A 22,476-nucleotide genomic window follows, 5' to 3' on the forward strand; every position below is an offset into this window, starting at 1 on the left:
GCAGCGTGCTGTTTTCGAATTGCGTAACCATTTTGGGTAAAGAGTTCCATGGCGCCAGCGATTGAGAATGTTCGACAGGTCGATACGCGTTCGCAGACGCGTCCCCTCCGCCAGCCGTCCCATTCGCCGCAGAGATCGGGCCTTCCCAAAGAGAGAGGCTCGCGCCTGCTTCCAGGGCTTGTCGCCGCGGGCGTCGGCCTTGCCGGTGCCGGCTGGCTTCTGGCCACAATTCTGACCATGCACGGCGTGGCCGGCGATCTCGCCACCCGCGGGCGTCCGGTCTTCCAGACCTCGCTCGGCCTCAACGCCATTGCCCGCGCGCCGGTCGGCGAGCGAACCGTGCATGTGGCGAAGTTCTCGCGCCTCGTGAAGACGCCGGTCGTCGCCGTCGCGGTCGCCACGACCCAGCCGCAGATGGCCTCTGCCAGCACCATTCATCGCATCGTTCTCGCGGCACTGCCACCCAAGGCGGTGGCGCCGGCGGCGACGGTTGCTCCGGTTCAGGTCGCATCCCTCGAAGACCGCACGGATATCGCTGTTCCCTTGCGCGAAAATGCCATGCTGGAGCCGGACGCCCTGCCGACCGGGTCGCTGCCGAAGCCCTTCAGCCTCGTGCTCAACGATGACGAGACGACGGAGCGCCTGCCGGATCTGGGCCCCCTCCCGCTGTCGCGCCCCGGCGTCACCATCGAAGCGGACGACGCGCCCGCAGCCAATGAGCGTCCACGCAAGCCGGCGGTGCAGCTTGCCTATGCCAAGCCGAACGCACCGATCGACCTTGACGATGACGAGCCGTCGATGGCGCCGAGCCGGCCGCTCTTCGGCAGCCGCAAGGGTGTCGCCTATTACGACATCTCGGCCGGCGTCGTGCACATGCCGAACGGCGAAAAGCTCGAGGCGCATTCCGGGATCGGCAAGCTGCGCGACAACCCCAACGCCGTGCACATCCCGATGAAGGGCCCGACGCCGCCCGGCACCTATAAGGTGACGATGCGCGAAGCGCTGTTCCACGGTGTGGAAGCCGTTCGCCTGACACCGATCGACGGCGTCGCACCGCATGGCCGCGTCGGCCTTCTGGCGCACAGCTATCTCCTGCGGAACCGCGGCGACAGCCATGGTTGCGTCGCCTTTGCCGACTATCCGCGCTTCCTCAAGGCCTTCAAGCGGGGCGAGATCTCGCAGATGGTCATCGTCAAGAGCATGAAGGGCGGCTTCTCCAAACCGGCCAAGACGCTGGCATCGCTGTTCTCGCGCAACGGCTGATTCGGGTTTCGACCGGTTTCCGTCCGCCGCGATCTGCGGTAGGGAGAGCCCGTGTTCAACCGGACCGCTGACGATGCTTCCCTGGATCGAGATCGATAGAGCCGACATTCCCGGCGCAACCCACGACGCAGGCGGCGGCGGCAGCGCCGGCGAACTGCGGCTGAAGAGCCGCGGCCAGGAATTTTCCATCATGCTCGGCAATAACGAGCTGATGAACAGCCGGCTCAGCGGGTCGGAAGAGGCGCTGGCGTCGCTCGCACGCGACAGGATCGGCGACCGCCCGCGTCCGGCCTTCCTCATCGGCGGGCTCGGCATGGGGTTCACGCTGCGCGCCGCGCTCGGCGTTCTGCCCGACGATGCCGCGGTGACGGTGGCCGAACTGGTGCCCGCGGTGGTGCGGTGGGCGCGCGGGCCGATGGCCAGCGTGTTCAAGGGCTGTCTCGACGATCCCAGGGTCGCGATCCATGAGGGCGACGTCGGCGGCTGCATCGCATCGGCGCACGCGGCCTATGATGCCATCCTGCTCGACGTGGACAACGGCCCCGACGGGCTGACGCGCGCGTCCAACGATCGCCTCTATGATCACCAGGGCCTGCGGGCCGCGCATGCGGCCCTTCGCCCGGGCGGCGTGCTGGCCGTCTGGTCGTCCGGGCCGGACCCGCGGTTCACGCGCCGGCTGAAAGACTCAGGCTTCGATGCCGAGGCGGTCTCGACGCGTGCCAACGGCAAACGCGGCGGCGCCCGTCACGTGATCTGGCTCGCCGTCAAACGGTAGGCGTCACACCTTCTCGACGAAGCCGTCCAGCACACGCTTCTGGCCGGCGCGGTCGAAGTCGATCGTCAGCTTGTTGCCTTCGATCCCCGCGATATTGCCATTGCCGAACTTGATGTGGAAGACGCGGTCGCCAACGCTGAACTTCGAGGGCGTCTCGACGGTCGAGCGGACGGTCAGCTCCCCTTCGATCGTGCGGGCCTTCGGGCCGCTTTCACCGTAACCGATACGGTCGATGGCGACGCCGGAGCGGTTGCCCCAGTTGTCGCGGGTCGCGTCCGTCTTGTTGGCCTGGGCACGCTTCCAGCCCGGCGTGGCATAGGTGTTCTGGAACGGCTCCTGCTTGTCGAAGCGCGACTGGCCGTAGCCACCGCGCCCGTAGCCGCCATAGGACTGCTCCATCTCCGCCACCTCGACATGATCCACCGGCAGCTCCTCGATGAAGCGGGAGGGAATGGTCGACTGCCAGAGGCCGTGGATGCGGCGGTTGGAGACGAACCAGAGGTGGCAGCGCCGCTTGGCGCGGGTGATGCCGACATAGGCGAGGCGGCGTTCCTCCTCGAGCCCGGATCGGCCGCCCTCGTCCAGCGAGCGCTGGTGCGGAAACAGCCCTTCCTCCCAGCCGGGAAGAAAGACCGTGTCGAATTCCAGCCCCTTGGCGGAGTGCAGCGTCATGATGTTGACGGCGTCGAGATTCTCGTTCTGCTCGGCATCCATGACCAGCGACACGTGTTCGAGGAAGCCGCGCATGCTCTCGAAGGCTTCCATCGAGCGCACGAGTTCCTTCAGGTTTTCAAGCCGGCCCGGCGCTTCCGCCGTCTTGTCGACCTTCCACATGTCGGTATAGCCGGATTCCTCGAGGATGATTTCGGCAAGCTCGGTGTGCGGCGTGTTTTCGAGCAGGCCCTGCCAGCGACGCACCATGGTGACGACGTCGAACAGCGACTTGCGGGCTTTGGCCTTCACCTCGTCGGTCTCGATGATATCGGCGGCGGCGGCCAGCATCGGGATGTCGCGGGCGCGGGCATAGTCGTGCAGCAGGCGGATGGTGGTGTCGCCGAGGCCGCGCTTCGGCGTGTTGACGATGCGCTCGAAGGCGAGATCGTCGGCATCCTGGCAGACGAGCCGGAAATAGGCCATCGCGTCGCGGATCTCCATACGCTCGTAGAAGCGTGGGCCGCCGATGACGCGGTAGTTGAGGCCGAGCGTGACGAAGCGGTCTTCGAACTCGCGCATCTGGAAAGACGCGCGCACCAGGATCGCCATGTTGTTCAGCAAATGCTTGTCGCGCTGGAGCTGCTCGATCTCTTCGCCGACGGCACGGGCTTCCTCTTCCGAATCCCAGGCCGCGTGGACCTGAACCTTCTGGTCCTCGGGATCGTGGCGGTCGGTGAAGAGCGTCTTGCCGAGCCGGCCTTCATTGTGGGCGATGAGGTGGCCGGCCGTGGCGAGGATATGCGCGGTCGAGCGATAGTTGCGCTCCAGCTTGATCACCGTCGCGCCGGGAAAATCCTTGTCGAAGCGGAGGATATTGTCCACCTCCGCCCCGCGCCAGCCATAGATCGACTGGTCGTCGTCGCCGACGCAGCAGATATTGACGTGTTGTTCGCTCACGCTGCTGCCGCTCTGCGAGGGCGCGCCATCGGACGCGACGGCCGCTTGGCCTTGCCGGTCGTCTGTCGGTTGCGTGCCCCCTTGTCGCAGAGTGGGCCGCTGGGCGAGCAGCCGAAGCCACATATATTGCGCGGTGTTGGTGTCCTGATACTCGTCCACCAGAATATAGCGGAAGCGGCCGTGATACTCGCGCAGCAGATCGGGATGCTTGCGGAAGATCGCGATCGGGTGGAGCAGCAGATCGCCGAAGTCGCAGGCGTTCAGCGTGCGCAAACGCGCCTGATAGGCCGCGTAAAGCTCGCGGCCCTTGCCGTTGCCGAAAGCGCGCGCATCGCCTTCGGGGATGTCTGCGGGCGTCAGGCCCTTGTTCTTCCAGCCGTCGATCAGCTGGGCAAACTGCTTGGCCGGCCAGCGTTTGTCGTCGATCGATTCGGCCTGCAGGATCTGCTTGATCAGGCGGGTGACGTCGTCGGTGTCGAGAATGGTGAAATCGGAGCGGATGCCGGCGAGTTCGGCATGGCGCCGCAGCAGCTTGACGCCGATGGAGTGGAACGTGCCGAGCCAGGGCATGCCCTCGACAGCGCCGCCGACGAGGACGCCGATGCGTTCCTTCATCTCGCGCGCCGCCTTGTTCGTAAAAGTGACGGCGAGGATCTGGCTCGGATAGGCTCGGCCCGTCGCCATGATATGGGCGATACGCGTGGTCAGCACCCGCGTCTTGCCGGTGCCGGCGCCCGCCAGAACGAGCACGGGGCCATCGAGCGTTTCCACCGCGAGGCGCTGTTCCGGGTTGAGGCCCGAGAGATAATCCGGTGCGCGGTCGCGGTCGCGTGCGGCCATGGCGCGGGCTGCGAGACCCGAGGGGCCCTTGGCGGGACTGTTGCCTTCCACCGGGGACGCACCGCGCGCGCTCTCCGCGGACTTTGGCGATGACGCGCTTGCGCGTTCGCCTCTCGCGGGCGCACGCGCGGGCTCTTCGTCGAAGAAGGGGATGTCGTCGAAACCGTTGCTCATGCGGCTCAATGTAGTGATTCGGGTCTGAAAGGCCAGAATTGCGTTCTTCTTTTATTCCGTGCCGGATGACGAGGCGATCTCGGGAACATCGGAAATCCACTACCATTACAAATACGTAATGAGGGCCATGCGGGATTGCGCGACATGCGCGCTGCCCGGTACTTTGCCGCAAACCGTCGCATTCCGCCATCTGAACCGTCCCCTTTCGGGAATGCCGACTTCGGAGACCTGCATGCAGATCTGGAAACAGCTGGCCCTCAGCCTCGTCCTTCTCCTCATCGGTCTGGCCGCATGGGTGCGCTTCGTGCCGTCCGCGGGGCCCATGCTCGTCTCGGCCGGCGTTCCCGGCGGGGTCGTCGCGCTGGTCGCGCCGGCAGCCGCTCCGGGAGAAAAGGGTCAGGGACGCAGCGGGCAGAGCGGGACGCAGCGCGCCGCCGCCGGCAACCAGACGCCGCTCGTCGTGACCGAGCCGGCGGGCACCGCGCTCGTCAACGACCGGCTGAACGCCATCGGCAATGGCGAGGCGATCCTCTCCGTCACCGTGACGCCGCTCTCGACCGGTAACCTCATCGAAGTTCTGGTAAAATCCGGCGACCGGATCGAGCAGGGGCAGGTGATTGCCAAGCTCGACAGCGACGAGCAGGTGCTGGCCGTCGCGCAGGCCAAGGTGCTGCTGGACGCCGCCCGCGACAAGGTGGAACGCAATCGACGCCTCGGCAATGCGGTCTCGATCGCGACGCTGCGGGAGGCCGAGTTCGCCGAGCAGGCGGCGGAACTGGCGCTGAAGACGGCCGAACTCGATCTCAGCCGTCGCAACATCACGGCGCCGTCCAAGGGCGTCGTCGGCATCATCACGGTCAATCCGGGCGATTATGTCACCACCTCGACACCGATCGCCCTGGTCGACGACCGTTCGCAGATCCTCGTCGATTTCTGGGTTCCCGAGCGGTTTGCAAACGACATCAAGGTCGGACAGGAGGTGTCCGCGGTCGCCGTCGCCCAGGTTACGCGCCAATTGACCGGCGCGATCCACGCCATCGACAACCGGATCGATCAGGCCAGCCGGACGCTGCGGGTGCGCGCGCGTCTCGACAATCCGGACGACAGCCTGCGGGCCGGCATGTCCTTCTCGGTGACCGTCCGCTTTGCCGGAGACAGCTATCCCACGGTCAACCCGCTTGCCGTGCAGTGGAGCGCCGATGGCTCCTATGTCTGGCGCGTCGTGGACAGCAAGGCCGAGCGCGTGCCGGTGACGATCATCCAGCGCAACTCCGACAAGGTTCTGGTGGACGCCAAGCTCCAGAAGGGCGACCTGGTGGCGACCGAGGGCGTGCAGCGGCTGCGCGACGGCGGCGAGGTGAAGATCGCCAATGCGCCCGCAAGGCCTGCCGGAGATCAGGCCGAGCAGAAGGTGTCGAACGCGCAACCCGTAGTGCCAGGCACGGAGGTGGCGCGATGAGCGGCGCGCACAAGGCCGGCGCCGGGGGATCGGCGGGGTTCACCGCTCTCTTCATCCGCCGTCCGATCTTCGCTCTGGTGGTCAATACGCTGATCATCGTTGCCGGGCTGGCAGCGCTCAACGGCGTCGAGATCCGCGAACTGCCGGAGGTCGATCAGCCGGTCGTCTCGGTCAACACGCGCTTCGAAGGTGCCGCGCCGGAGACGGTCGACCGGGAGCTGACCTCGGTGATCGAGGGCGCCGTGTCGCGCGTGCAGGGCATCAAGGACATTTCGTCCACCTCGCAATATGCGCAGAGCCGCGTGACGCTGCAATTCTCCGACACGACGGATATCGGTCAGGCCTCCAACGATGTGCGCGACGCGCTCGGCCGCGTGACCAACGATCTGCCCGATGGCGCGGACGCGCCGCAGATCGTGAAGGCAGACGCCGACAGCCAGCCGATCCTGCGGCTTGCGCTCACCTCCGACACGCTATCGATGGAGGATCTGACGCTTCTGGCCGAAAACGAAGTGACCGACCGGCTCGCCTCCGTCGAAGGCGTGGCCGACGTCCAGCTGAACGGAGACCAGGAGAAGATCTTCCGCATCGACGTCAACCAAGGCAAGCTCGCGGCGCGCGGCCTGACCGTGGCCGATCTGCGCACGGCGCTTGCCACTGCCTCGCTCGACGTTCCCGCAGGATCGCTGACCAGCGCCAATCAGGACCTGTCCGTCCGCGCGACGGCCGATCTGCAGACGCCGGAGCAGTTCGAGAAGGTCATCCTCGGGCCGAACGTGCGGCTCGGCGACGTCGCCACCGTGACGATGGGTCCGGATATCGGCACGTCGTCGCTCCGCTCCGGCGGCAAACAGGGGATCGGCCTCGGCATCATCCGACAGGCGCAGTCGAATACGCTGGACATCTCGAACGGTGTGAAGACCACGGTGGCCGAGATCGGCAAGATCCTGCCGCCGGGCACGGAGCTGACGATTACCAGCGACGATGCCGTCTTCATCCAGGGCGCCATCCACGAGGTCGAGATCGCGCTCGTGGCCTCCGTCATCATCGTGACGGTGGTCATCTACCTGTTTTTGCTCGACTGGCGGGCGACCCTGATCCCGGTCCTGACCATGCCGATCGCACTGATCGGCACCTGCGCCGCGATCTACATGGCCGGCTTCTCGATCAACATCCTGACCCTGCTCGCCATCGTGCTTGCCACAGGTCTGGTGGTGGACGATGCGATCGTGGTGCTCGAAAATATCGTGCGACGGCGAAGCGAGGGCATGGGGCCGCGCGCGGCGGCCGTGCTCGGCACGCTCGAAGTGTTCTTTGCGGTCATCGCGACGACGGCGACGCTTGCGGCCGTGTTCATTCCCCTGTCCTTCCTGCCGGGGCAGACCGGCGGTCTCTTCCGCGAATTCGGCTTCGTTCTCGCCTTCGCCATCCTTCTCTCGGCCTTCGTGGCGCTGACCTTCTGTCCCATGCTCGCCTCGCGCATGCTGAAGGCCCAGCATGACGGGCACGGTCACAGCGGCGCTCTCGGCCGCATCGGCGGCGTGTTCGCGCGGGGGTATCGTCGTTCCCTGAAGGCGTGCCTCGACTCGCCGCTCGTCGTGTTCCTCGCGGCCGCAATGGTGGTGATTGCCGGCGGCATCGCATTTACGACGCTCCCCTCGGAGCTGACGCCGACGGAGGATCGGGCGCGTATCCTGCTGCGCATGCAGGCGCCCCAGGGCGTCTCCCTCGATTACACCCAGGCCCAGATGCGCCGGGTGGAGGACGCGCTGCAGCCAATGGTCAAGGCCGGCGAGATCGCCAATGTCTATTCCATCTCGGGGCAGGGCGGCGCGGTCAATTCCGGCTTCATGGTCCTTTCGCTCTCGGCATGGGGCGATCGCGAGCGGACGCAGCAGCAGATCTCCCGCGAGATCTCGCGCCTGTCGGCCGAAATCCCGTCGATCCGCGTCTTCCCGGTCCAGCCGAACAGCCTGGGTATCCGCGGGGCCGGCAACGGGCTGCAGCTGGCGCTGGTCGGCAACGACTACAAGGCGCTCGGCGATGCTGCCGCCAAACTGGTGCGGCAGATGGAGGACAGCGGCCGCTTCGAAAACGTCCGCCTGAACTACGAGGCGAACCAGGCGCAGCTGTCCGTAACCATCGATCGGGAGCGCGCTTCCGATCTCGGCATCGACATCAACGGCCTGTCCGCCGCCCTGCAGGCCATGCTCGACGGCAACAGCGTCATCGACGTCTATGTCGAGGGCGAGGCCTATCCGGTCAAGCTGCTCTCGACCACCAATCCGGTCAACGACCCGACCGACCTGCAAAACCTGTTCCTGAAGACCGGCGACGGCAAGATCGTGCCGATGTCCTCCATCGCCAGCGTCAAGGAGCAGGCGGTCGCGCCGCAGCTCTCGCGCGAATCGCAGCTTCGCGCCGTCTCGCTTTCGGCCGGCCTTGCGCCCGGAACCGGGCTTGGCGAGGCGCTCGCCTATGCCGAGCAGGTCGCAAAGCCGCTGCTGCCGGCCGGTTCCCGCGTGGTGCCGCTCGCCGAAGCCGCGACGCTCAACGAGAATTCGGGCGCGCTGTTCGTCACCTTCGGTTTTGCGATCGTGATCATCTTCCTCGTGCTGGCAGCCCAGTTCGAGAGCCTGATCAGCGGCCTTGTGATCATGTCGACCGTGCCGCTCGGTCTCGCCTGCGCCGTCTTCGCGATGATCCTGACGGGCAACACGCTCAATATCTACAGCCAGATCGGGCTCGTGCTCCTGGTCGGCATCATGGCGAAGAACGGCATCCTGATCGTCGAATTCGCCAACCAGCTGCGCGACCGCGGGCAGGGGCTGCGGGAGGCGATCGAGAACGCGTCCAATATCCGGCTTCGTCCGGTCATGATGACGATGATCGCGACGATCGTTGGTGCCGTGCCGCTCGTGCTTGCCAGCGGTGCCGGGGCGGAAGCGCGCGTCGCGCTTGGCTGGGTGCTCGTCGGCGGCCTCGGTCTCGCCACCGTGGTCACGCTCTACCTGACCCCCGTTGCCTACCTCGCCATCGCACGCTTCTCCAAGCCACAGGTGGACGAGGAGCGCCGGTTGCAGCGCGAGCTTGCGGCCGCCTATGGCGTCCATGCGGTGGAGCCCGAGGAGAGACTGCGCGCGGCGGAATAGACGGTCGCGCGACCGTCCTGTTTCGAAATGGTGCACCTGTGGCGCTCGTGACCCACGCGTTTCGCAAAATGGAAGGTGACCTTCACGCGGTGAAGGAGAGGCTGGACAAAGTGATTCCGGATTCTACAGTAGGGCCTTGATATTTCAGCAGGACCGCAGTCAGCGTGCCTGGGCTGGAGGATGCGGTCGATGGCTCTGAAGGCGATCAGGTCGGGCGTTCGCAATGAGCCGGGGATCGTCGCTGCAGTTGCGGCGCTGAAGACGTCGTTCGGCGAGCGCCTGCAGACGGGTCAGGCGATCCGCGCGCAGCACGCGCACACCACCACCTATATTCCGGCGCAGCTTCCCGATGCCGTGGTGTTTCCGGAAACGAGCGCGGAGGTCCAGGCGATCGTTCGCATCGCCGGCGAATACCGGGTGCCGCTCATTCCGTTCGGAACGGGCTCCTCGCTCGAAGGTCATGTCAATGCGCCGCATGGCGGCATCAGCGTCGATATGAGCCGGATGAACCGCGTGCTCTCCGTCAACGAGAGCGATCTCGACTGCACGGTCGAGCCCGGCATCACGCGCGAGGCGCTGAACCGGGAACTGCGCGCGACCGGCCTGTTCTTCCCGATCGATCCCGGCGCCGATGCCTCGATCGGCGGCATGGCATCGACGCGGGCCTCGGGGACGAACGCCGTGCGCTACGGCACGATGCGGGAGAACGTGCTGGCCGTCACCGCGGTCATTGCCGATGGCCGCGAGATTCGCACCGCGCACCGGGCGCGCAAATCCTCGACCGGCTACGACCTGACCCGGCTGTTCGTCGGCGCGGAGGGCACGCTCGGGGTGTTGACCTCCGTCACCTTGCGGCTGCACGGCATTCCTGAAACGATCGCGGGCGGGGTCTGCGCCTTTGCCGATGTCGGTGCCGCCTGCAATGCGGTGATCCTCACCATCCAGTCGGGCATCCCCGTCGCGCGGATCGAGCTTCTGGACGAGACGCAGGTGCGGGCGAGCAATGCCTATTCCGGTCTGCATCTTGCGGAAAAGCCGACGCTGTTCGTCGAATTCCACGGCAGCGCGGAAAGCGTCGCGCTGCAATCGGCGGCCTTTGCCGAGATCGTCGAGGCCTTCGGCGGCGGCGATTTCAGCTGGACCTCGAATGCCGATGAACGCGCCATCCTGTGGAAGGCCCGCCACAATGCCTACTGGGCGCAGAAGGCGCTGCGGCCGGACTTTGCCATGCTGTCGACCGACGTCTGCGTGCCCATTTCCAGGCTTGCAGACTGCGTCGAGGCGACGCGGGAGGACATCAGGGAAAACGGCCTCATCGCGCCCATCGTCGGGCACGCCGGCGACGGGAACTTTCATGTCGGCCTTCTGTTCGACGACAAGGACGCCGCCTTCGTCGCGCGGGCGGAAGCCTTCGTGGAAAGGCTGAATGCGCGGGCGCTCGCCATGGACGGCACGTGCACGGGGGAGCATGGGATCGGGCAGGGAAAAATGCCGTTTCTGGAAGCGGAGCTCGGGGATGCGCTCGATCTGATGCGGCAGGTCAAACGGGCGATCGACCCGACCGGAATCTTCAACCCGGGCAAGATTTTTAACGGATGAACGAGAATTTGCCGTTGCGCCATGCTACTGCATCGACGGCACCCTGCCGCGCCCGCAACGGGAGGACGGCCACTGTTTGATGCAAGGCAGCCGGCAAGACGCGGACGGGATGACGCGGCGCATAAGGCGGCAAGGGTAACGGGGATACACCAGCCCATGGGGGGCTGCGTGGCAGGATCGGACAGGACGTAAGGCTCGGTGCTTTCACGTATTTTCGTCATCGTCGGCGGTTTGTTTGTGCTCGCGCTGTTTGCCGCGCTGATCGCACCGCTGTTCATCGACTGGACGGATTTCCGCAAGGATTTCGAGCGCGAGGCCAGCCGGATCATCGGGCAGCCGGTGGTCGTGCATGGCAGCGTCGATGCGCGGCTCATTCCGTTTCCCTCGGTAACCCTCAGCGATGTCCGCATCGGCGAAACCGAGGCCGGTGCACCTCTCGTGCAGGTCGAACGTTTTTCGATGGACGCCGAGCTTGCGCCCTTCCTGTCCGGCGAGGCGCTGATCTTCGACATGCGGCTGGACAAGCCCAAGGCCAAGATGCGGCTTCTGCCGGATGGCACGCTCGACTGGGCGCGTGGACGCCGTGCGGCCATACCAGCCAAGACCGTCGTCCTCGAAAACGTCGAGATCACCGATGGCGAGATCGAGTTCATCGACGAGCAGACCGGTCGCACGCGCGAAGTGACCGGGCTCAACGCCGATCTCTCGGCCCGCACGCTCGCCGGGCCCTGGAAGGTCGAGGGGCGGGCGGCGCTCGATGGCGAGGCCGGCAGCTTCGCCTTTTCGAGCAGCGAGCTTCTGGACGGCGGCGGCCTGCCGCTGCGGGCGCGGCTGACGCCCGACAAGCGACCCTTCGGCGTCGATCTCGACGGCGAGTTGAAGGTGGTCGAATTCCGCCCCGTCTATCAGGGCAAGTTCACCATGACGGAAAACCGCCCCGCCGACGCGCCGAAGCGGGAGGACGACGCGGCGGCCCTGCGGATCAACGGACAGTTCGAGCTGACCAACGACCGGATCCGCGTGCCAGAATACCGTGTCGAGGTCGGCCCGCGGGACGATCCCTATCTCGTGACCGGCGAGGCGACGCTCGATACCGGCAAGACGCCGGAATTCCTGCTGCTTGCCGACGGGCAGCAGATCGACGTCAGCCGGATCGGCGGCAAGGCCGGGGCTGCGGGCAAGACGGGGCGCGATCCCGCGATCTCGATCCGCCAGCGGCTGTCCGCGATGATGGAGATCATCGCCAATATTCCCATTCCCCAGGTGCCAGGCAGAGCCAATCTGAAGCTCCCTGCGATCGTCATCGGCGACACGACCGTCCGCGACGTGCGGCTCGATCTCCGTCCGGACGGGGCGGGCTGGATGGTCGACAATGCCGTCGCGCAGTTTCCGGGCCGGACGCAGCTCGAAGCCAAGGGGCGGCTCAATCTGTCCGGCCAGCGCGCCTTTCGCGGCGATCTGCTGGTCGCGTCCAACCAGCCGTCCGGGCTCGCCTCCTGGCTTGCCGGCTCCGTCGATCCCGCGATCCGCCGCCTTCGCACCGCCGGCTTTTCCGCGACCGTCAACCTGACGGACACGCTGCAGCAGTTCGAACGTCTCGAAGTGGCCGTCGGACCCGCCACCTTGAACGGGCGCGTCGAGCGGCAGGCGCTGAACGGCGTTGCCCCGACGCTCTCCGTGCAGTTGAAGGGCAATCGCATCGATCTCGAGGCGCTGCAGGCGCTGACAGGGCTGGTGGCCGGCGATGCGTCCTATGAGACGCTGCTGTCGCACACGATCGCCGCCGATATCTCGGCCGACACGCTGCTGGCCTTCGGGGAGGAGGCGCGCGATGTGCAACTGGTCGCAACGCTCAAGAACGGACAATTGCAGGCCGAGCGTGCCTCCATCGGCAACATTGCCAGCGCGCAGCTCGCCGCCTCCGGGCGCATGGGCGGGACGCTGGCGGCGCCGATCGTGTCCGCCAAGATGAAGATCGCCGCGCCTGATATGACCGCGTTCTTCCAGATGGTCGAGCGGCATGCGGCGGCGCATCCCATCCTCGCGCGACTTGCCCGCAGCGGCGGATATTACAACGACGCGGCGCTCGACGTGACGCTGACGGCCGGCAGCCGCGAAGGCGATGCGCCCGTGACCTTCGGCATCGTCGGCACGGCCGGCGGCAGCCGCGTGGCCGCCAACTACCAGGCGCCGACGATCGCGCAGGCACTGGCGGGGCAGGGCATCTTCCTGGAAGCCACGCTCGAAAATCCGTCCAGCCTGGCGCTGCTCGGACAGGCGGGTTTCGATCCGCTGCCGTTCGATACGGATGCGAACGGCCTTCTCTCGATCAAGCTGCAGAGCACGGAAGGCGACAAGGCCTCGGGAACGCTGAGCTTCACCACGGAGAAGACGGCGCTGAATGCGAGCGGCGAGATCGATCTGTCGCGGGACCGGTTCCTCAGTGGCCAGACCAAACTGACCCTCGAAAGCCAGGATTTCGAGCCCTTCCTGCTGGTGCAGGGGATCGCGCTGCCGCAGACGGGAACGGGCCTGCCGCTGAGCCTGAAGAGCGATGTGACCGTGACGCCCGAGGCGGTGACGCTGTCGGCTGTGGAGGGCAAGGCCGACAGGAACGGCTTTACGGGACAGATCGCCTTCGATCGGACCGTCCCCGGCAAGGCGACCGGGCAGCTGGCGATCGACACGCTGGACCTTGCCTGGGCCGCCGATGGCCTGCTCGGGCCGGTGCTCGACCCGCTCGAGGGAACGCTGGCGACGTCTCCGGTCGCGCCCGTGGCGTGGAACGGTTACGACATCGCGCTCGACCTCACGGCCAAGCAGGTCTGGCCGGGCGTCTACGGCGCCATTTCCAACATGATCGGCAAGGCCGTCTGGAAGGGCGACCAGCTGGAGATCACCGATGCGGCCGGCGACTGGCTGGGCGGCAAGATGTCCGGCCGGATGTTGCTCGGCAACGGCAACGGATCCGGCTTCCTGCAGGCCCGGCTCGACCTTGCCGGGGGCGACCTCTCGGCTGCGGCCTGGAAGACCTCCGGAGCCGCCGTCGCCAACGGGCGGTTCGATCTGTCGCTGGCGCTCGAAGCCTCCGGCAAGACGGCGGCGTCCATGGCCGAATCGGCGAGCGGATCGGGGGAGGCCAACCTCTCGGACCTCACGGTGCGCGGGCTGAATGTCGGCGCGCTTCCTGCGATCCTTTCCGGCGCCGACCGGATCGAAGGCGAGATCACGCCGGCGGCGGTGGAGCCGATCGTCCGGCCGGCCATCCTGTCCGGCGATGCCGCCCTCGGCGCGGTCAAGGTGCCCTTCAGCATCGCGGGGGGCACGCTGCGGGCGCAGAACGTGACCGCCAAGGTCGACGGTGCGACCGTGACCGGCGATGCCGAGGTGTCGCTCCCCGACCAGACGCTGAACGCTGCCCTCTGGGTTCTCTTCGATGCCGGCGACCAGACGGTTGCCGGTGCCGAGCCGGAGGTCGAATTGTCCTATACCGGTGCCTTGGATGCGCCGGGGTTCCAGCTGCAGACCGGGGAGATTGCGAGCTTCCTGTCGCTGCGCGCCTTCGAGCGCGAGCGGCGGCGGGTGGAAATTCTCCAGGCCAATGTGCTGGAGAAACAGCGCCTGCGTCGGGAGGCCGCGCTCTACAAGGCGCGGGCCGAAGAACGGGAGGCCGACCGGGTGCGTGCCGCGGAAGAGCAGCGGCGGCGTGTGCTGGCGCTTGAGGAAGCGGCCCGGCAGAAGGCGGAAGAAGACACCCGTGCGGCCGCTGCCGCCAAGGCGGCTGCCGAGGCGAAGGCGCTTGCCGACCAGCGCGCCGCACAGGCGGCCCGACAGGCCGCGGAAAAGAAGGCTGCCGCAGACGCGCGCGCGGCGGCGCGTGCTGCCGAAGACGATCGCCAGCCCGGTCTGATGCCGGTCGATCCCGGCGATCAGGTGGAGCGTGGCGGAACCCTGCCTTCGCCGGGAGCAAGCCCGGACAGACTGAATTTCCAGACCCTGCCAGGCGTCACCCCGCAATAAGGGCGCACGCGCAGGCTCCGGGCACGAATGTCATGCGCCGATGCGGCCCGGCACGTGTGCAATCGGCTGGTAGAGCGCTACCCATGGCCACCGTCACGTCTGCGCAGCCGCCATCAGTCCTGCGTGGCCTCGCGCTGTGCCTTGACCCAGGCAAGCACGTGGACCCGCAGCGCGGAGGAGAGATTGCTGTCGGCCGAGCGGGCATCGTCGATCTCGGCAATCAATCGGGCGAGGGGAATGGCGCGGGCGGCAGCGATGTCCTTCAGTTCCTCCCAGAAAACGTCTTCCAGCGAGAAACTGGTGCGGTGTCCGTGGAGCGTGGCGGAGTGCTTTTTCAGCATGGGTGACGCCCACATTGCCAGGACGGCCGTCTCGGGTGCGGCATCATTGAGCGAACGGAGGGAAAGCGGATCAATCTTCGTTCGGCCGTTCGATGCCGGACGGGGTCTCCCGCCGGCCCTGGTCCAGCCGACGCTCGGCGGTCTCGTTCAGCGTCTGCGTCAGCGTCTTCTCGGCCTTGGTTCGGCCGAAGGTGATGCGGTTCTGCTCCGCGGCCCTTTCGTGGTCGCTACGGGTCTTCTGCTTGCGGAACTGGCGCAGATTGACGACGTCGCCGGCCATGACGGATCAGTTCTTCTTGCGAAACGCGTCGAGCGAAACGACGGAGGCGCCCGGCTTGCCGTCTTCGGTCTTCGGCGCTTCGGCGTCCGCCGCTTCGTCACGCTCTATGGTGACGCCGGGATAGGCCGTGATCTCGGCGGATTCCGTCTCCGCATCCTCGTCCTCGCCGACGGCCACGTCGAATTCCAGCTCGAAATTGACCGAGGGATCGTAAAAGCCGCGGATGGCGTTGAACGGAATGACCAGCTTTTCCGGCGTGTCGGAGAAGGACAGGCCGATTTCGAACAGCGATTCCGTGACCTTCAGCTCCCAGAACTGATGCTGCACGACGATCGTCATCTGCTCGGCATATTTCGACTTCAGATGCTGGGAGATGCGCACGCCGGGTGCGCCGGTGAGGAAGGTGATGAAGAAATGATGATCGCCGGGAAGGTGACCTGTCGCTGCAACTTCGCTCAGAACCTTGCGGATGACGCCCCGAAGCGCGTCCTGTGCGAGAATGTCGTAGCGGATATGGTCCTGGCCCATCGGATCCCCGTCTTGCCTAGAAGTTTCAGTGCGCAAGACCGTCTGCCACGTGAGCGGCGATCGACCGTGCGTCGTCCATCAAACCATTTGCACTATTGATGGACGATTTCAAGGCGCGCCGGTCTACCTGTGGGAAATGACTTCGACGCGCCGATGTCGTGCAGACGTGACGTGAGCTTATTCTGATATGTGGGGGGAGAAGTGGAGGTTTCTGTTGCCAGGTACCTCCGAACCCCGCCTTACGGTGCGAACCGGAAGGACTTGATTTGAAGTGTCACACCGCGATTAAGCAGCGAGACGAGCTTCCGCATAGTTGTCGTTTGCAACTACTGTTTAAGCCCGATAACGGTGGTACAATGCCGAGCAAAAGTTCGATCTTTACGCCCTTGTCGATCCTATTTCGCCCCCATCAAAAGCCGGCCGCTCAAGGCATTTCGCCGTCCGGGCGTCCTGTTTCCAGTCACCCTTCAGGCCGGTTTTTGGTGGAGGCGCCGGGTACCGCCCCCGGGTCCAATAGGTTTATTACACCGACAGTTTATTGCCATATCCGCCTTGCGACGGCAGGGGAGATATAGGCGTTCCCGCAGCCGATGAAAAGGGCAAAGCGCATCGAAAAAGGGCATCGCCGCCAAAAAGCGGGATGCCCTTTCCGTATGGCATCACGACATGGTCGCGCGCGCGTTTGTCAGGCGGCGTCCTGTTCGATCTCGGCGATCTCGATGCGGTCGTCCGTGGAGATGGCGTCGATCGTCCGGCCGGGCTTTTCGGGCGTGCCATCGGCATGTTCGATCGTGATATCCACGGCACCCGGGTCCATCAGGCCGAACGGCGTGCAGAAGGCGATCTCGGCCGCATCGCGACCGACGCCGATCCGCACGAGGCCATCGAGATTGGCCTGGCGTGTGGCATCGAACAGCCACCAGCGGCCATCGAGATAGGCTTCGAAGACGGCATGAAAATCCGACGGCCGCAGACCATAGGCATAGCAGCTGACGAAGCGGGCGGGGATGCCGAGCGCCCGGCAGAACGCGATGCCGATATGGGAGAAATCGCGGCAGACGCCGGCGCGCAGCAGCAGGCTCTCGTCCGCTGTCGTCTGGCCGTTGGACGAGCCGCGCTGGTAATCGATATTGTTGTAGATCCAGTTGCAGATCGCCGTCACGCGCTCATGGCCTTTCGGCAGATTGCCGAATTCGCGCAGCGCGAAGGCTGCGAGACGATCGGACGACACGAAGCGCGAGGGCAGGAGGAACGGCATGATGTCGAGCGGGATCTCCGACAGCGGCGTCTCGTTGATCGTGGCGGGATCCGCGCGGAAGACGTCGAGCGTGACCTCTGCGGCATAGGTGACCTCAAGCGGGCCGGGGGCGACGTCGATCTTGAAGTAGCGGTTCTGCTCTTCCGGCACCGTATAGGTCCAGCGGGGTCCTTTGGGGTTGATCGTCAGCGTTTCCACCAGATCGTGATGGCGCTGAAGCTTGGCGACTTCGACATTGAAGATGAACACGGTGGGTTCGAGCACCTCATAGGTGAGGGTGCAGCCGAGCTTGTAACGGACGGTCATGGATGTGCTTTCGTGGCGAGGAATGGCGCGGGGTTCGTGCCCGGAGGACGGGATCGGGGAGGTGCCGGGGAACACGCGGCATGGGAAATGGTTCCATCGTTTTTTCGAAAAGGATAAATGTCGCGAATGTCAGGGCTGTGACCGGCGCTCAGGGCCTGTTCACTTCGTCCGAATAAGACGAATCTTGCCAGCGATCCACACCGGATTGTGCGTGGGTAACCGATGTCGGGACAAGCAAGGGCGGGACAACCAAGGGCGGGGACAACGGGGCAAGGGGTCTATCGCGCCTGCGCGCCAGGTCTTATCCTTGTCGGACTCGAATTTCGCGGATCCGTCTCTCATGAAGCAATATCTCGACCTCCTGCGCCACGTCATGGAGACCGGCACCGACCGGAGCGACCGGACGGGCACGGGCACTCGCTCTGTCTTCGGCTATCAGATGCGCTTCGACCTTGCGGACGGATTTCCCGTGCTGACGACGAAGAAGCTGCATCTCCGCTCGATCATCCACGAGCTGTTGTGGTTCCTTCGCGGCGATACGAACATCGCCTATCTCAAGGAAAACGGCGTCAGCATCTGGGACGAATGGGCCGATGCCGAAGGCGATCTCGGTCCCGTCTATGGCTATCAATGGCGCTCCTGGCCGGCACCCGACGGGCGGCACATCGACCAGATCGCCCAGCTTGTCGAGGGATTGAAGACCAACCCGCATTCCCGGCGCCATATCGTCTCGGCCTGGAATCCGGCCCTTGTGGACGAGATGGCCCTGCCGCCCTGCCATTGCCTGTTCCAGTTCTACGTGTCCGACGGAAAGCTGTCCTGCCAGCTCTACCAGCGATCCGGGGACATCTTTCTCGGGATTCCGTTCAATATCGCGTCCTATGCCCTGCTGACGCTGATGGTGGCGCAGGTGACCGGGCTCAAGCCGGGGGATTTCGTACATACGCTCGGCGACGCGCATATTTACAGCAACCATTTCGAGCAGGCGCGCCTGCAGATGAGCCGGACGCCGAAGGCGTTGCCGGCGATGCGCCTCAACCCCGATGTGAAGGACCTGTTCGCATTTCGCTACGAGGACTTCGAGCTCGTGGGCTACGAGGCCGATGCGGCGATCCGGGCGCCGATCGCCGTATGAGCGCGGCAAAGATCGTCATCGTCGTCGCGGCCGCGCGCAACGGCGTCATCGGCCGGGATGGAGACATGCCCTGGCGGTTGCCGACCGATCTCATGCACTTCAAGGCGCTGACGCTCGGGCGTCCGGTGGTCATGGGTCGGAAGACCTGGCAATCGATCGGCCGGCCGCTGCCGGGCCGCCCGAACATCGTCATCACGCGGGATACCAGTTTCGTGGCGGAGGGTGCTGCGCGCGTCGGGTCGCTGGAGGAGGGGCTGCGGCTCGCCCGGGACCTTGCGGCTGAAAGCGGCGTGGACGAGGTCTGCGTCATCGGCGGCGGGCAGGTCTACCGGGAGGCGATGGCCTCTGTGGATATCATCCACCTGACCGTGGTCGACGCCGATCTCGATGGCGACACGATGTTCCCCGCGATCGATCCCACCGTCTTCGACAGGGTTTCCGCGGTTTCTGCGCCAAGGGCCGAGAAGGACAGCCACGCCGTCACGTTCACCACATGGCGGCGGCGGACGGGTGCATCGGAGCCCGGTCACGATGGTTTGCTCGAACTTTAGGAATAAACGGAACGAAATCGCCTTGTTAACGCCAAAGTTATGACGCGGCGCGTTGAAAGGCTTCGGGGCGATACCTATAACGGGTTCACTTCCCAGTCGGTTCCGCCGATTGCCGGAGGCGGGAGTTTAACGAAAGAGGTATGAATGCCCTGGAGCAATCAGAACGGCGGCGGCGGCGGTCCTTGGGGCGGCGGCGGTAACGGCGGCGGTGGTAATGGCGGTGGTGGAAACAAAGGCCCCTGGGGCCAAGGTCCCAACCGTCCGCGTGGCGGCGGCGGTGGCCGCGGCAATGGCGGCCCCCCGGATCTCGAAGAGATATTGCGCCGGGGTCAGGACCAGTTGAAGAACGTCGTTCCCGGCGGTTTCAACGGCGGCGTGGCGGCCATCATCGGCCTGTTGATCGTCGGCTTCATCCTGATCAACTCCATCTACACCGTCCAGCCGGACGAGCGTGGCGTCGAGATGCGCTTCGGCAAGCCGAAGGACGAGATTTCCATGCCGGGCCTGCATTACCATTTCTGGCCGCTTGAAACGGTCGAACTGGTGAAGGTCACCGAGCAGCAGCAGAATATCGGCAGCAAGTCCGTTTCGGCCGATCCGTCGTCCGCGGGCCTGATGCTGTCGGGCGACCAGAACATCGTCAACGTCCAGTTCTCGGTGCTGTTCTCGGTCACGGATCCGAAAGCCTATCTCTTCAACGTCGAAGATCCCGCCAACACCCTGCAGCAGGTTGCCGAAAGCGCCATGCGCGAGGTGGTCGGCCGTCGTCCGGCACAGGACATCTTCCGCGACAACCGTCAGGCGATCGCGCAGGACGTGAAGGCGACGATCCAGGCGACCATGGACACCTACGGCGCCGGCATCTCCGTCAACACGGTCGCGATCGAAGACGCGGCGCCGCCGCGCGAGGTCGCCGATGCGTTCGACGAGGTGCAGCGCGCCGAGCAGGACGAGGATCGCTTCGTCGAGGAATCCAACCAGTACGCCAACCAGGTGCTCGGCCAGGCCCGTGGCCAAGCGGCGCAGAACCGCGAAGAAGCGGCGGCCTACAAGGATCGTGTCGTCAAGGAAGCCCAGGGTGAGGCGCAGCGCTTCATCTCGGTCTACGACGCCTATGCGCAGGCTCCCGACGTGACGCGCAAGCGCCTCTATCTGGAAACCATGCAGGAGGTTCTCGGCAAGTCCAAGAAGGTCATTCTGGACGAGAAGAACGGGCAGGGCGTCTTGCCTTATCTGCCGCTCACCGAAATCGGCCGGCCGGCCCCGCAGGTCGGAGGAAGCAACTGATGAATAGCCGTCTTCCTTATTTCCTGATCGCTTTCGCGGTCATTCTGATGGCCGTCTACTCCTCCGTCTTCGTCGTGACCGAACGCCAGCAGGCGGTCGTCGTCCGCTTCGGTCAGATCCAGGACGTCAAGACCGAGCCGGGCCTCTACTTCAAGCTGCCCTTCGCCTTCATGGATGCCGATCGCGTCCAGTATGTCGAAGACCAGGCCCTGCGGTTCGACCTCGACAACATCCGCGTTCAGGTTTCCGGTGGTAAGTTCTACGAGGTCGATGCCTTCGTCGTCTACCGCATCCAGGATCCGCGCCGTTTCCGGGAAACCGTTTCCGGTGACCGGACCTCGGCCGAAGCCCGCTTGCGCACGCGTCTCGATTCGTCGCTGCGCCGCGTCTATGGTCTTCGCGGGTTCGAATCGGCCCTGTCGGAAGAGCGTGCTTCGATGATGCGGGAAGTCCGCGCCGACCTGAAGAACGATGCCGAATCGCTCGGCCTCAACATTCAGGATGTCCGGATTCGCCGGACCGACCTGACGCAGGAAGTGTCGCAGCAGACCTTCGACCGCATGAAGGCGGAGCGGCTTGCCGAAGCCGAACTCATCCGTGCCCGCGGCAAGGAAGAAAGCCAGCGCCGCCGCGCCATCGCCGATCGTCAGGTCGTCGAACTCGTGGCCGACGCCCAGCGCGATGCGGAAATCCTGCGCGGTGAAGGCGAGGGCGAGCGGACCCGCGTGTTCGCCGATGCGTTCGCCCGCGATCCGAGCTTCTTCGAGTTCTATCGCTCGATGACGGCCTATGGTGCCGCGATCGCAAGCCCGGATACGACCCTGGTCATCTCTCCGGACTCCGAGTTCTTCCGCTACTTCAACAGCTCGCAGGGGGCTCCCCAGGCGCCGGCGGCACCGGCACCGGCGGCGGCTCCGGCCACGCCTGCTGCGAACTGAGCGAGAGCGAACGACACGATAAAAGAAGGGGCCGGCAGCGATGCCGGCCCCTTCGTTCTTGACGGCATGCGCTGGGGATGGCAGGGCAAGGCCAGCAGGGCTCCGCACCTTTCGCGTCCGGCCCTGATCGAATGGTTTGGCCTGCTGCCTTCGCGCAGCAGACGTTGCGTCCACCGCGCTTGCTGCCCGTCAGGCGTCTCCAGAAGACCCTTGCTCGGGCGCCGGCGTCTCGAGGGGTATGAATGTCTCGCAAACTGCTGATCCGGCTGGTTGAAGCCGAATATTCGATCACCCGCCTGAATGTCGGCTCGCCGTTGCCGGAGTGGCTGCCGGGCGCCGGTTTCTGGTCGGTCTCCTCGTCGCGCGAGGAAATGACGCTCGTCTGCCGCGCCGCGCGCGTGCCGACCGGGGTGATCTCCTCGAACGGCTGGCGGTGTCTCCGGATCGAGGAACACTTCGCCTTCGATATTCCGGGCATTCTCTCCTCGGTTCTGGAGCCGCTTTCCACGGCCGGTGTCGGCCTTTTCGCCAATTCCACCTTCAGCACCGATTATATCTTCATCCTCGGCTCCGACCTCGAAAAAGCCGTCGCCGCGCTCAAGACCCACGGCCACGAGGTCATGGTCTGAGGCCCGATGCCGGACCCTGACGCCCGCAGAGGATGTGGGAACGCTGCGCTCAGGCCTTCTTAAGGAATTCGGTGCGCAGCACCAGACCCTTCACCTTTTCCGCGTTGCACTCGACTTCGGCCGGATCGTCCGTCAGGCGGATGTTCTTGACCAGCGTGCCGCGCTTCAGCGTGACCGACGTGCCCTTGACCTTGAGGTCCTTGATCAGCGTCACCGAGTCGCCCTCGGCGAGCGCTGTTCCGTTGCTGTCCCTGACGACGATGCTCATGCGTCCATCCTCTCCGGCGCGCCGGGCGCCCGCGTATCTGTTTCGTCGCTTATGAAGGGCGG

General features: G+C 65.4%; 17 protein-coding genes and 1 other RNA gene. 11 read left to right on the forward strand and 7 right to left on the reverse strand.

Annotated features, from left to right (window positions below; translation table 11 throughout):
• The first annotated feature begins 48 nt into the window (after window positions 1-48).
• A complete protein-coding gene (locus C8J36_RS02655) occupies window positions 49-1,263 on the forward strand; it encodes a DUF2778 domain-containing protein (RefSeq protein WP_132532317.1) in 1,215 nt (404 codons plus the stop codon).
• A gap of 73 nt (window positions 1,264-1,336) precedes the next feature.
• Complete coding sequence (locus tag C8J36_RS02660) at window positions 1,337-2,038, forward strand: hypothetical protein (RefSeq protein ID WP_132532320.1); 702 nt, start codon at window positions 1,337-1,339, stop codon at window positions 2,036-2,038.
• Window positions 2,039-2,041: 3 nt separating this feature from the next.
• Here the strand turns inward: C8J36_RS02660 and C8J36_RS02665 are convergent, their stop codons facing one another.
• Entirely contained in the window at window positions 2,042-4,663 is a 2,622-nt protein-coding gene (locus tag C8J36_RS02665; protein WP_132532323.1) for a UvrD-helicase domain-containing protein, read from the reverse strand.
• A 232-nt stretch (window positions 4,664-4,895) separates the two neighbouring features.
• On the opposite strand from C8J36_RS02665, the gene C8J36_RS02670 reads away from it, so the two are divergent.
• The 4 genes from C8J36_RS02670 to C8J36_RS02685 all read left to right on the forward strand — a co-directional run bounded on the left by C8J36_RS02670 (window position 4,896) and on the right by C8J36_RS02685 (window position 14,893).
• Window positions 4,896-6,122 carry an efflux RND transporter periplasmic adaptor subunit gene (locus tag C8J36_RS02670; RefSeq protein WP_132532326.1) on the forward strand — a complete coding sequence of 409 codons (1,227 nt, stop codon included), beginning with the start codon at window positions 4,896-4,898 and terminating at the stop codon, window positions 6,120-6,122.
• Window positions 6,119-9,274, forward strand: a complete 3,156-nt coding sequence (locus C8J36_RS02675) for an efflux RND transporter permease subunit (RefSeq protein ID WP_132532329.1) — start codon at window positions 6,119-6,121, stop codon at window positions 9,272-9,274. The genes C8J36_RS02670 and C8J36_RS02675 overlap by 4 nt, the downstream gene beginning before the upstream one ends.
• Window positions 9,275-9,463: 189 nt before the next feature.
• A complete protein-coding gene (locus C8J36_RS02680) occupies window positions 9,464-10,873 on the forward strand; it encodes an FAD-linked oxidase C-terminal domain-containing protein (RefSeq protein ID WP_132532332.1) in 1,410 nt (469 codons plus the stop codon).
• A 198-nt stretch (window positions 10,874-11,071) separates the two neighbouring features.
• Window positions 11,072-14,893 carry an AsmA-like C-terminal region-containing protein gene (locus C8J36_RS02685; RefSeq protein ID WP_132532335.1) on the forward strand — a complete coding sequence of 1,274 codons (3,822 nt, stop codon included), beginning with the start codon at window positions 11,072-11,074 and terminating at the stop codon, window positions 14,891-14,893.
• Between the two features lie 113 nt (window positions 14,894-15,006).
• Here the strand turns inward: C8J36_RS02685 and C8J36_RS02690 are convergent, their stop codons facing one another.
• The 5 genes from C8J36_RS02690 to C8J36_RS02710 all read right to left on the reverse strand — a co-directional run bounded on the left by C8J36_RS02690 (window position 15,007) and on the right by C8J36_RS02710 (window position 17,606).
• Window positions 15,007-15,234, reverse strand: coding sequence for a ribbon-helix-helix domain-containing protein (locus C8J36_RS02690; RefSeq protein WP_132532338.1), 228 nt, complete (start codon window positions 15,232-15,234; stop codon window positions 15,007-15,009).
• Between the two features lie 70 nt (window positions 15,235-15,304).
• Window positions 15,305-15,514 (reverse strand): DUF4169 family protein, encoded by a 210-nt coding sequence (locus C8J36_RS02695; RefSeq protein ID WP_132532341.1) that lies wholly within the window; start codon window positions 15,512-15,514, stop codon window positions 15,305-15,307.
• Window positions 15,515-15,520: 6 nt separating this feature from the next.
• Window positions 15,521-16,042, reverse strand: coding sequence for an SspB family protein (locus C8J36_RS02700; protein ID WP_132532344.1), 522 nt, complete (start codon window positions 16,040-16,042; stop codon window positions 15,521-15,523).
• Window positions 16,043-16,242: 200 nt separating this feature from the next.
• Window positions 16,243-16,643: a transfer-messenger RNA gene (gene ssrA / locus C8J36_RS02705) on the reverse strand.
• Window positions 16,644-16,727: 84 nt separating this feature from the next.
• Entirely contained in the window at window positions 16,728-17,606 is an 879-nt protein-coding gene (locus C8J36_RS02710) for a transglutaminase family protein (RefSeq protein ID WP_132532347.1), read from the reverse strand.
• 340 nt (window positions 17,607-17,946) lie between these two features.
• Between C8J36_RS02710 and C8J36_RS02715 the strand changes: the two genes are divergently transcribed.
• The 5 genes from C8J36_RS02715 (at window position 17,947) to C8J36_RS02735 (ending at window position 22,146) form a co-directional block, all read left to right on the forward strand.
• On the forward strand, window positions 17,947-18,741 hold the full coding sequence (locus tag C8J36_RS02715; protein ID WP_132532350.1) for a thymidylate synthase: 795 nt from the start codon (window positions 17,947-17,949) through the stop codon (window positions 18,739-18,741).
• A complete protein-coding gene (locus tag C8J36_RS02720; protein ID WP_132532353.1) occupies window positions 18,738-19,292 on the forward strand; it encodes a dihydrofolate reductase in 555 nt (184 codons plus the stop codon). The genes C8J36_RS02715 and C8J36_RS02720 overlap by 4 nt, the downstream gene beginning before the upstream one ends.
• Window positions 19,293-19,436: 144 nt before the next feature.
• The gene (gene hflK / locus C8J36_RS02725) at window positions 19,437-20,579 is read left to right on the forward strand and encodes an FtsH protease activity modulator HflK (protein ID WP_062592530.1); all 1,143 of its coding nucleotides are present in this window, start codon (window positions 19,437-19,439) and stop codon (window positions 20,577-20,579) included.
• Entirely contained in the window at window positions 20,576-21,517 is a 942-nt protein-coding gene (locus C8J36_RS02730) for a protease modulator HflC (protein ID WP_132532356.1), read from the forward strand. The genes hflK and C8J36_RS02730 overlap by 4 nt, the downstream gene beginning before the upstream one ends.
• A 242-nt stretch (window positions 21,518-21,759) precedes the next feature.
• Entirely contained in the window at window positions 21,760-22,146 is a 387-nt protein-coding gene (locus tag C8J36_RS02735) for an ACT domain-containing protein (protein ID WP_062592534.1), read from the forward strand.
• 49 nt (window positions 22,147-22,195) lie between these two features.
• On the opposite strand, the gene C8J36_RS02740 is transcribed toward C8J36_RS02735, so the two are convergent.
• Window positions 22,196-22,414 carry an alkylphosphonate utilization protein gene (locus C8J36_RS02740; RefSeq protein WP_132532359.1) on the reverse strand — a complete coding sequence of 73 codons (219 nt, stop codon included), beginning with the start codon at window positions 22,412-22,414 and terminating at the stop codon, window positions 22,196-22,198.
• Window positions 22,415-22,476: the final 62 nt, after the last annotated feature.

The sequence above is a fragment of the Rhizobium sp. PP-F2F-G48 genome (assembly GCF_004342335.1).
GTDB lineage: Bacteria > Pseudomonadota > Alphaproteobacteria > Rhizobiales > Rhizobiaceae > Ferranicluibacter.

Excerpts from the sequence above, each read along its gene's own strand:
- C8J36_RS02655 (WP_132532317.1), top strand. The coding sequence starts at position 49 with ATGGCGCCAGCGATTGAGAATGTTCGACAGGTCGATACGCGTTCGCAG.
- C8J36_RS02660 (WP_132532320.1), top strand. The coding sequence starts at position 1,337 with ATGCTTCCCTGGATCGAGATCGATAGAGCCGACATTCCCGGCGCAACC.
- C8J36_RS02665 (WP_132532323.1), bottom strand. The coding sequence starts at position 4,663 with ATGAGCAACGGTTTCGACGACATCCCCTTCTTCGACGAAGAGCCCGCG.
- C8J36_RS02670 (WP_132532326.1), top strand. The coding sequence starts at position 4,896 with ATGCAGATCTGGAAACAGCTGGCCCTCAGCCTCGTCCTTCTCCTCATC.
- C8J36_RS02675 (WP_132532329.1), top strand. The coding sequence starts at position 6,119 with ATGAGCGGCGCGCACAAGGCCGGCGCCGGGGGATCGGCGGGGTTCACC.
- C8J36_RS02680 (WP_132532332.1), top strand. The coding sequence starts at position 9,464 with ATGGCTCTGAAGGCGATCAGGTCGGGCGTTCGCAATGAGCCGGGGATC.
- C8J36_RS02690 (WP_132532338.1), bottom strand. The coding sequence starts at position 15,234 with ATGCTGAAAAAGCACTCCGCCACGCTCCACGGACACCGCACCAGTTTC.
- C8J36_RS02695 (WP_132532341.1), bottom strand. The coding sequence starts at position 15,514 with ATGGCCGGCGACGTCGTCAATCTGCGCCAGTTCCGCAAGCAGAAGACC.
- C8J36_RS02700 (WP_132532344.1), bottom strand. The coding sequence starts at position 16,042 with ATGGGCCAGGACCATATCCGCTACGACATTCTCGCACAGGACGCGCTT.
- C8J36_RS02710 (WP_132532347.1), bottom strand. The coding sequence starts at position 17,606 with ATGACCGTCCGTTACAAGCTCGGCTGCACCCTCACCTATGAGGTGCTC.
- C8J36_RS02715 (WP_132532350.1), top strand. The coding sequence starts at position 17,947 with ATGAAGCAATATCTCGACCTCCTGCGCCACGTCATGGAGACCGGCACC.
- C8J36_RS02720 (WP_132532353.1), top strand. The coding sequence starts at position 18,738 with ATGAGCGCGGCAAAGATCGTCATCGTCGTCGCGGCCGCGCGCAACGGC.
- hflK (WP_062592530.1), top strand. The coding sequence starts at position 19,437 with ATGCCCTGGAGCAATCAGAACGGCGGCGGCGGCGGTCCTTGGGGCGGC.
- C8J36_RS02735 (WP_062592534.1), top strand. The coding sequence starts at position 21,760 with ATGTCTCGCAAACTGCTGATCCGGCTGGTTGAAGCCGAATATTCGATC.
- C8J36_RS02740 (WP_132532359.1), bottom strand. The coding sequence starts at position 22,414 with ATGAGCATCGTCGTCAGGGACAGCAACGGAACAGCGCTCGCCGAGGGC.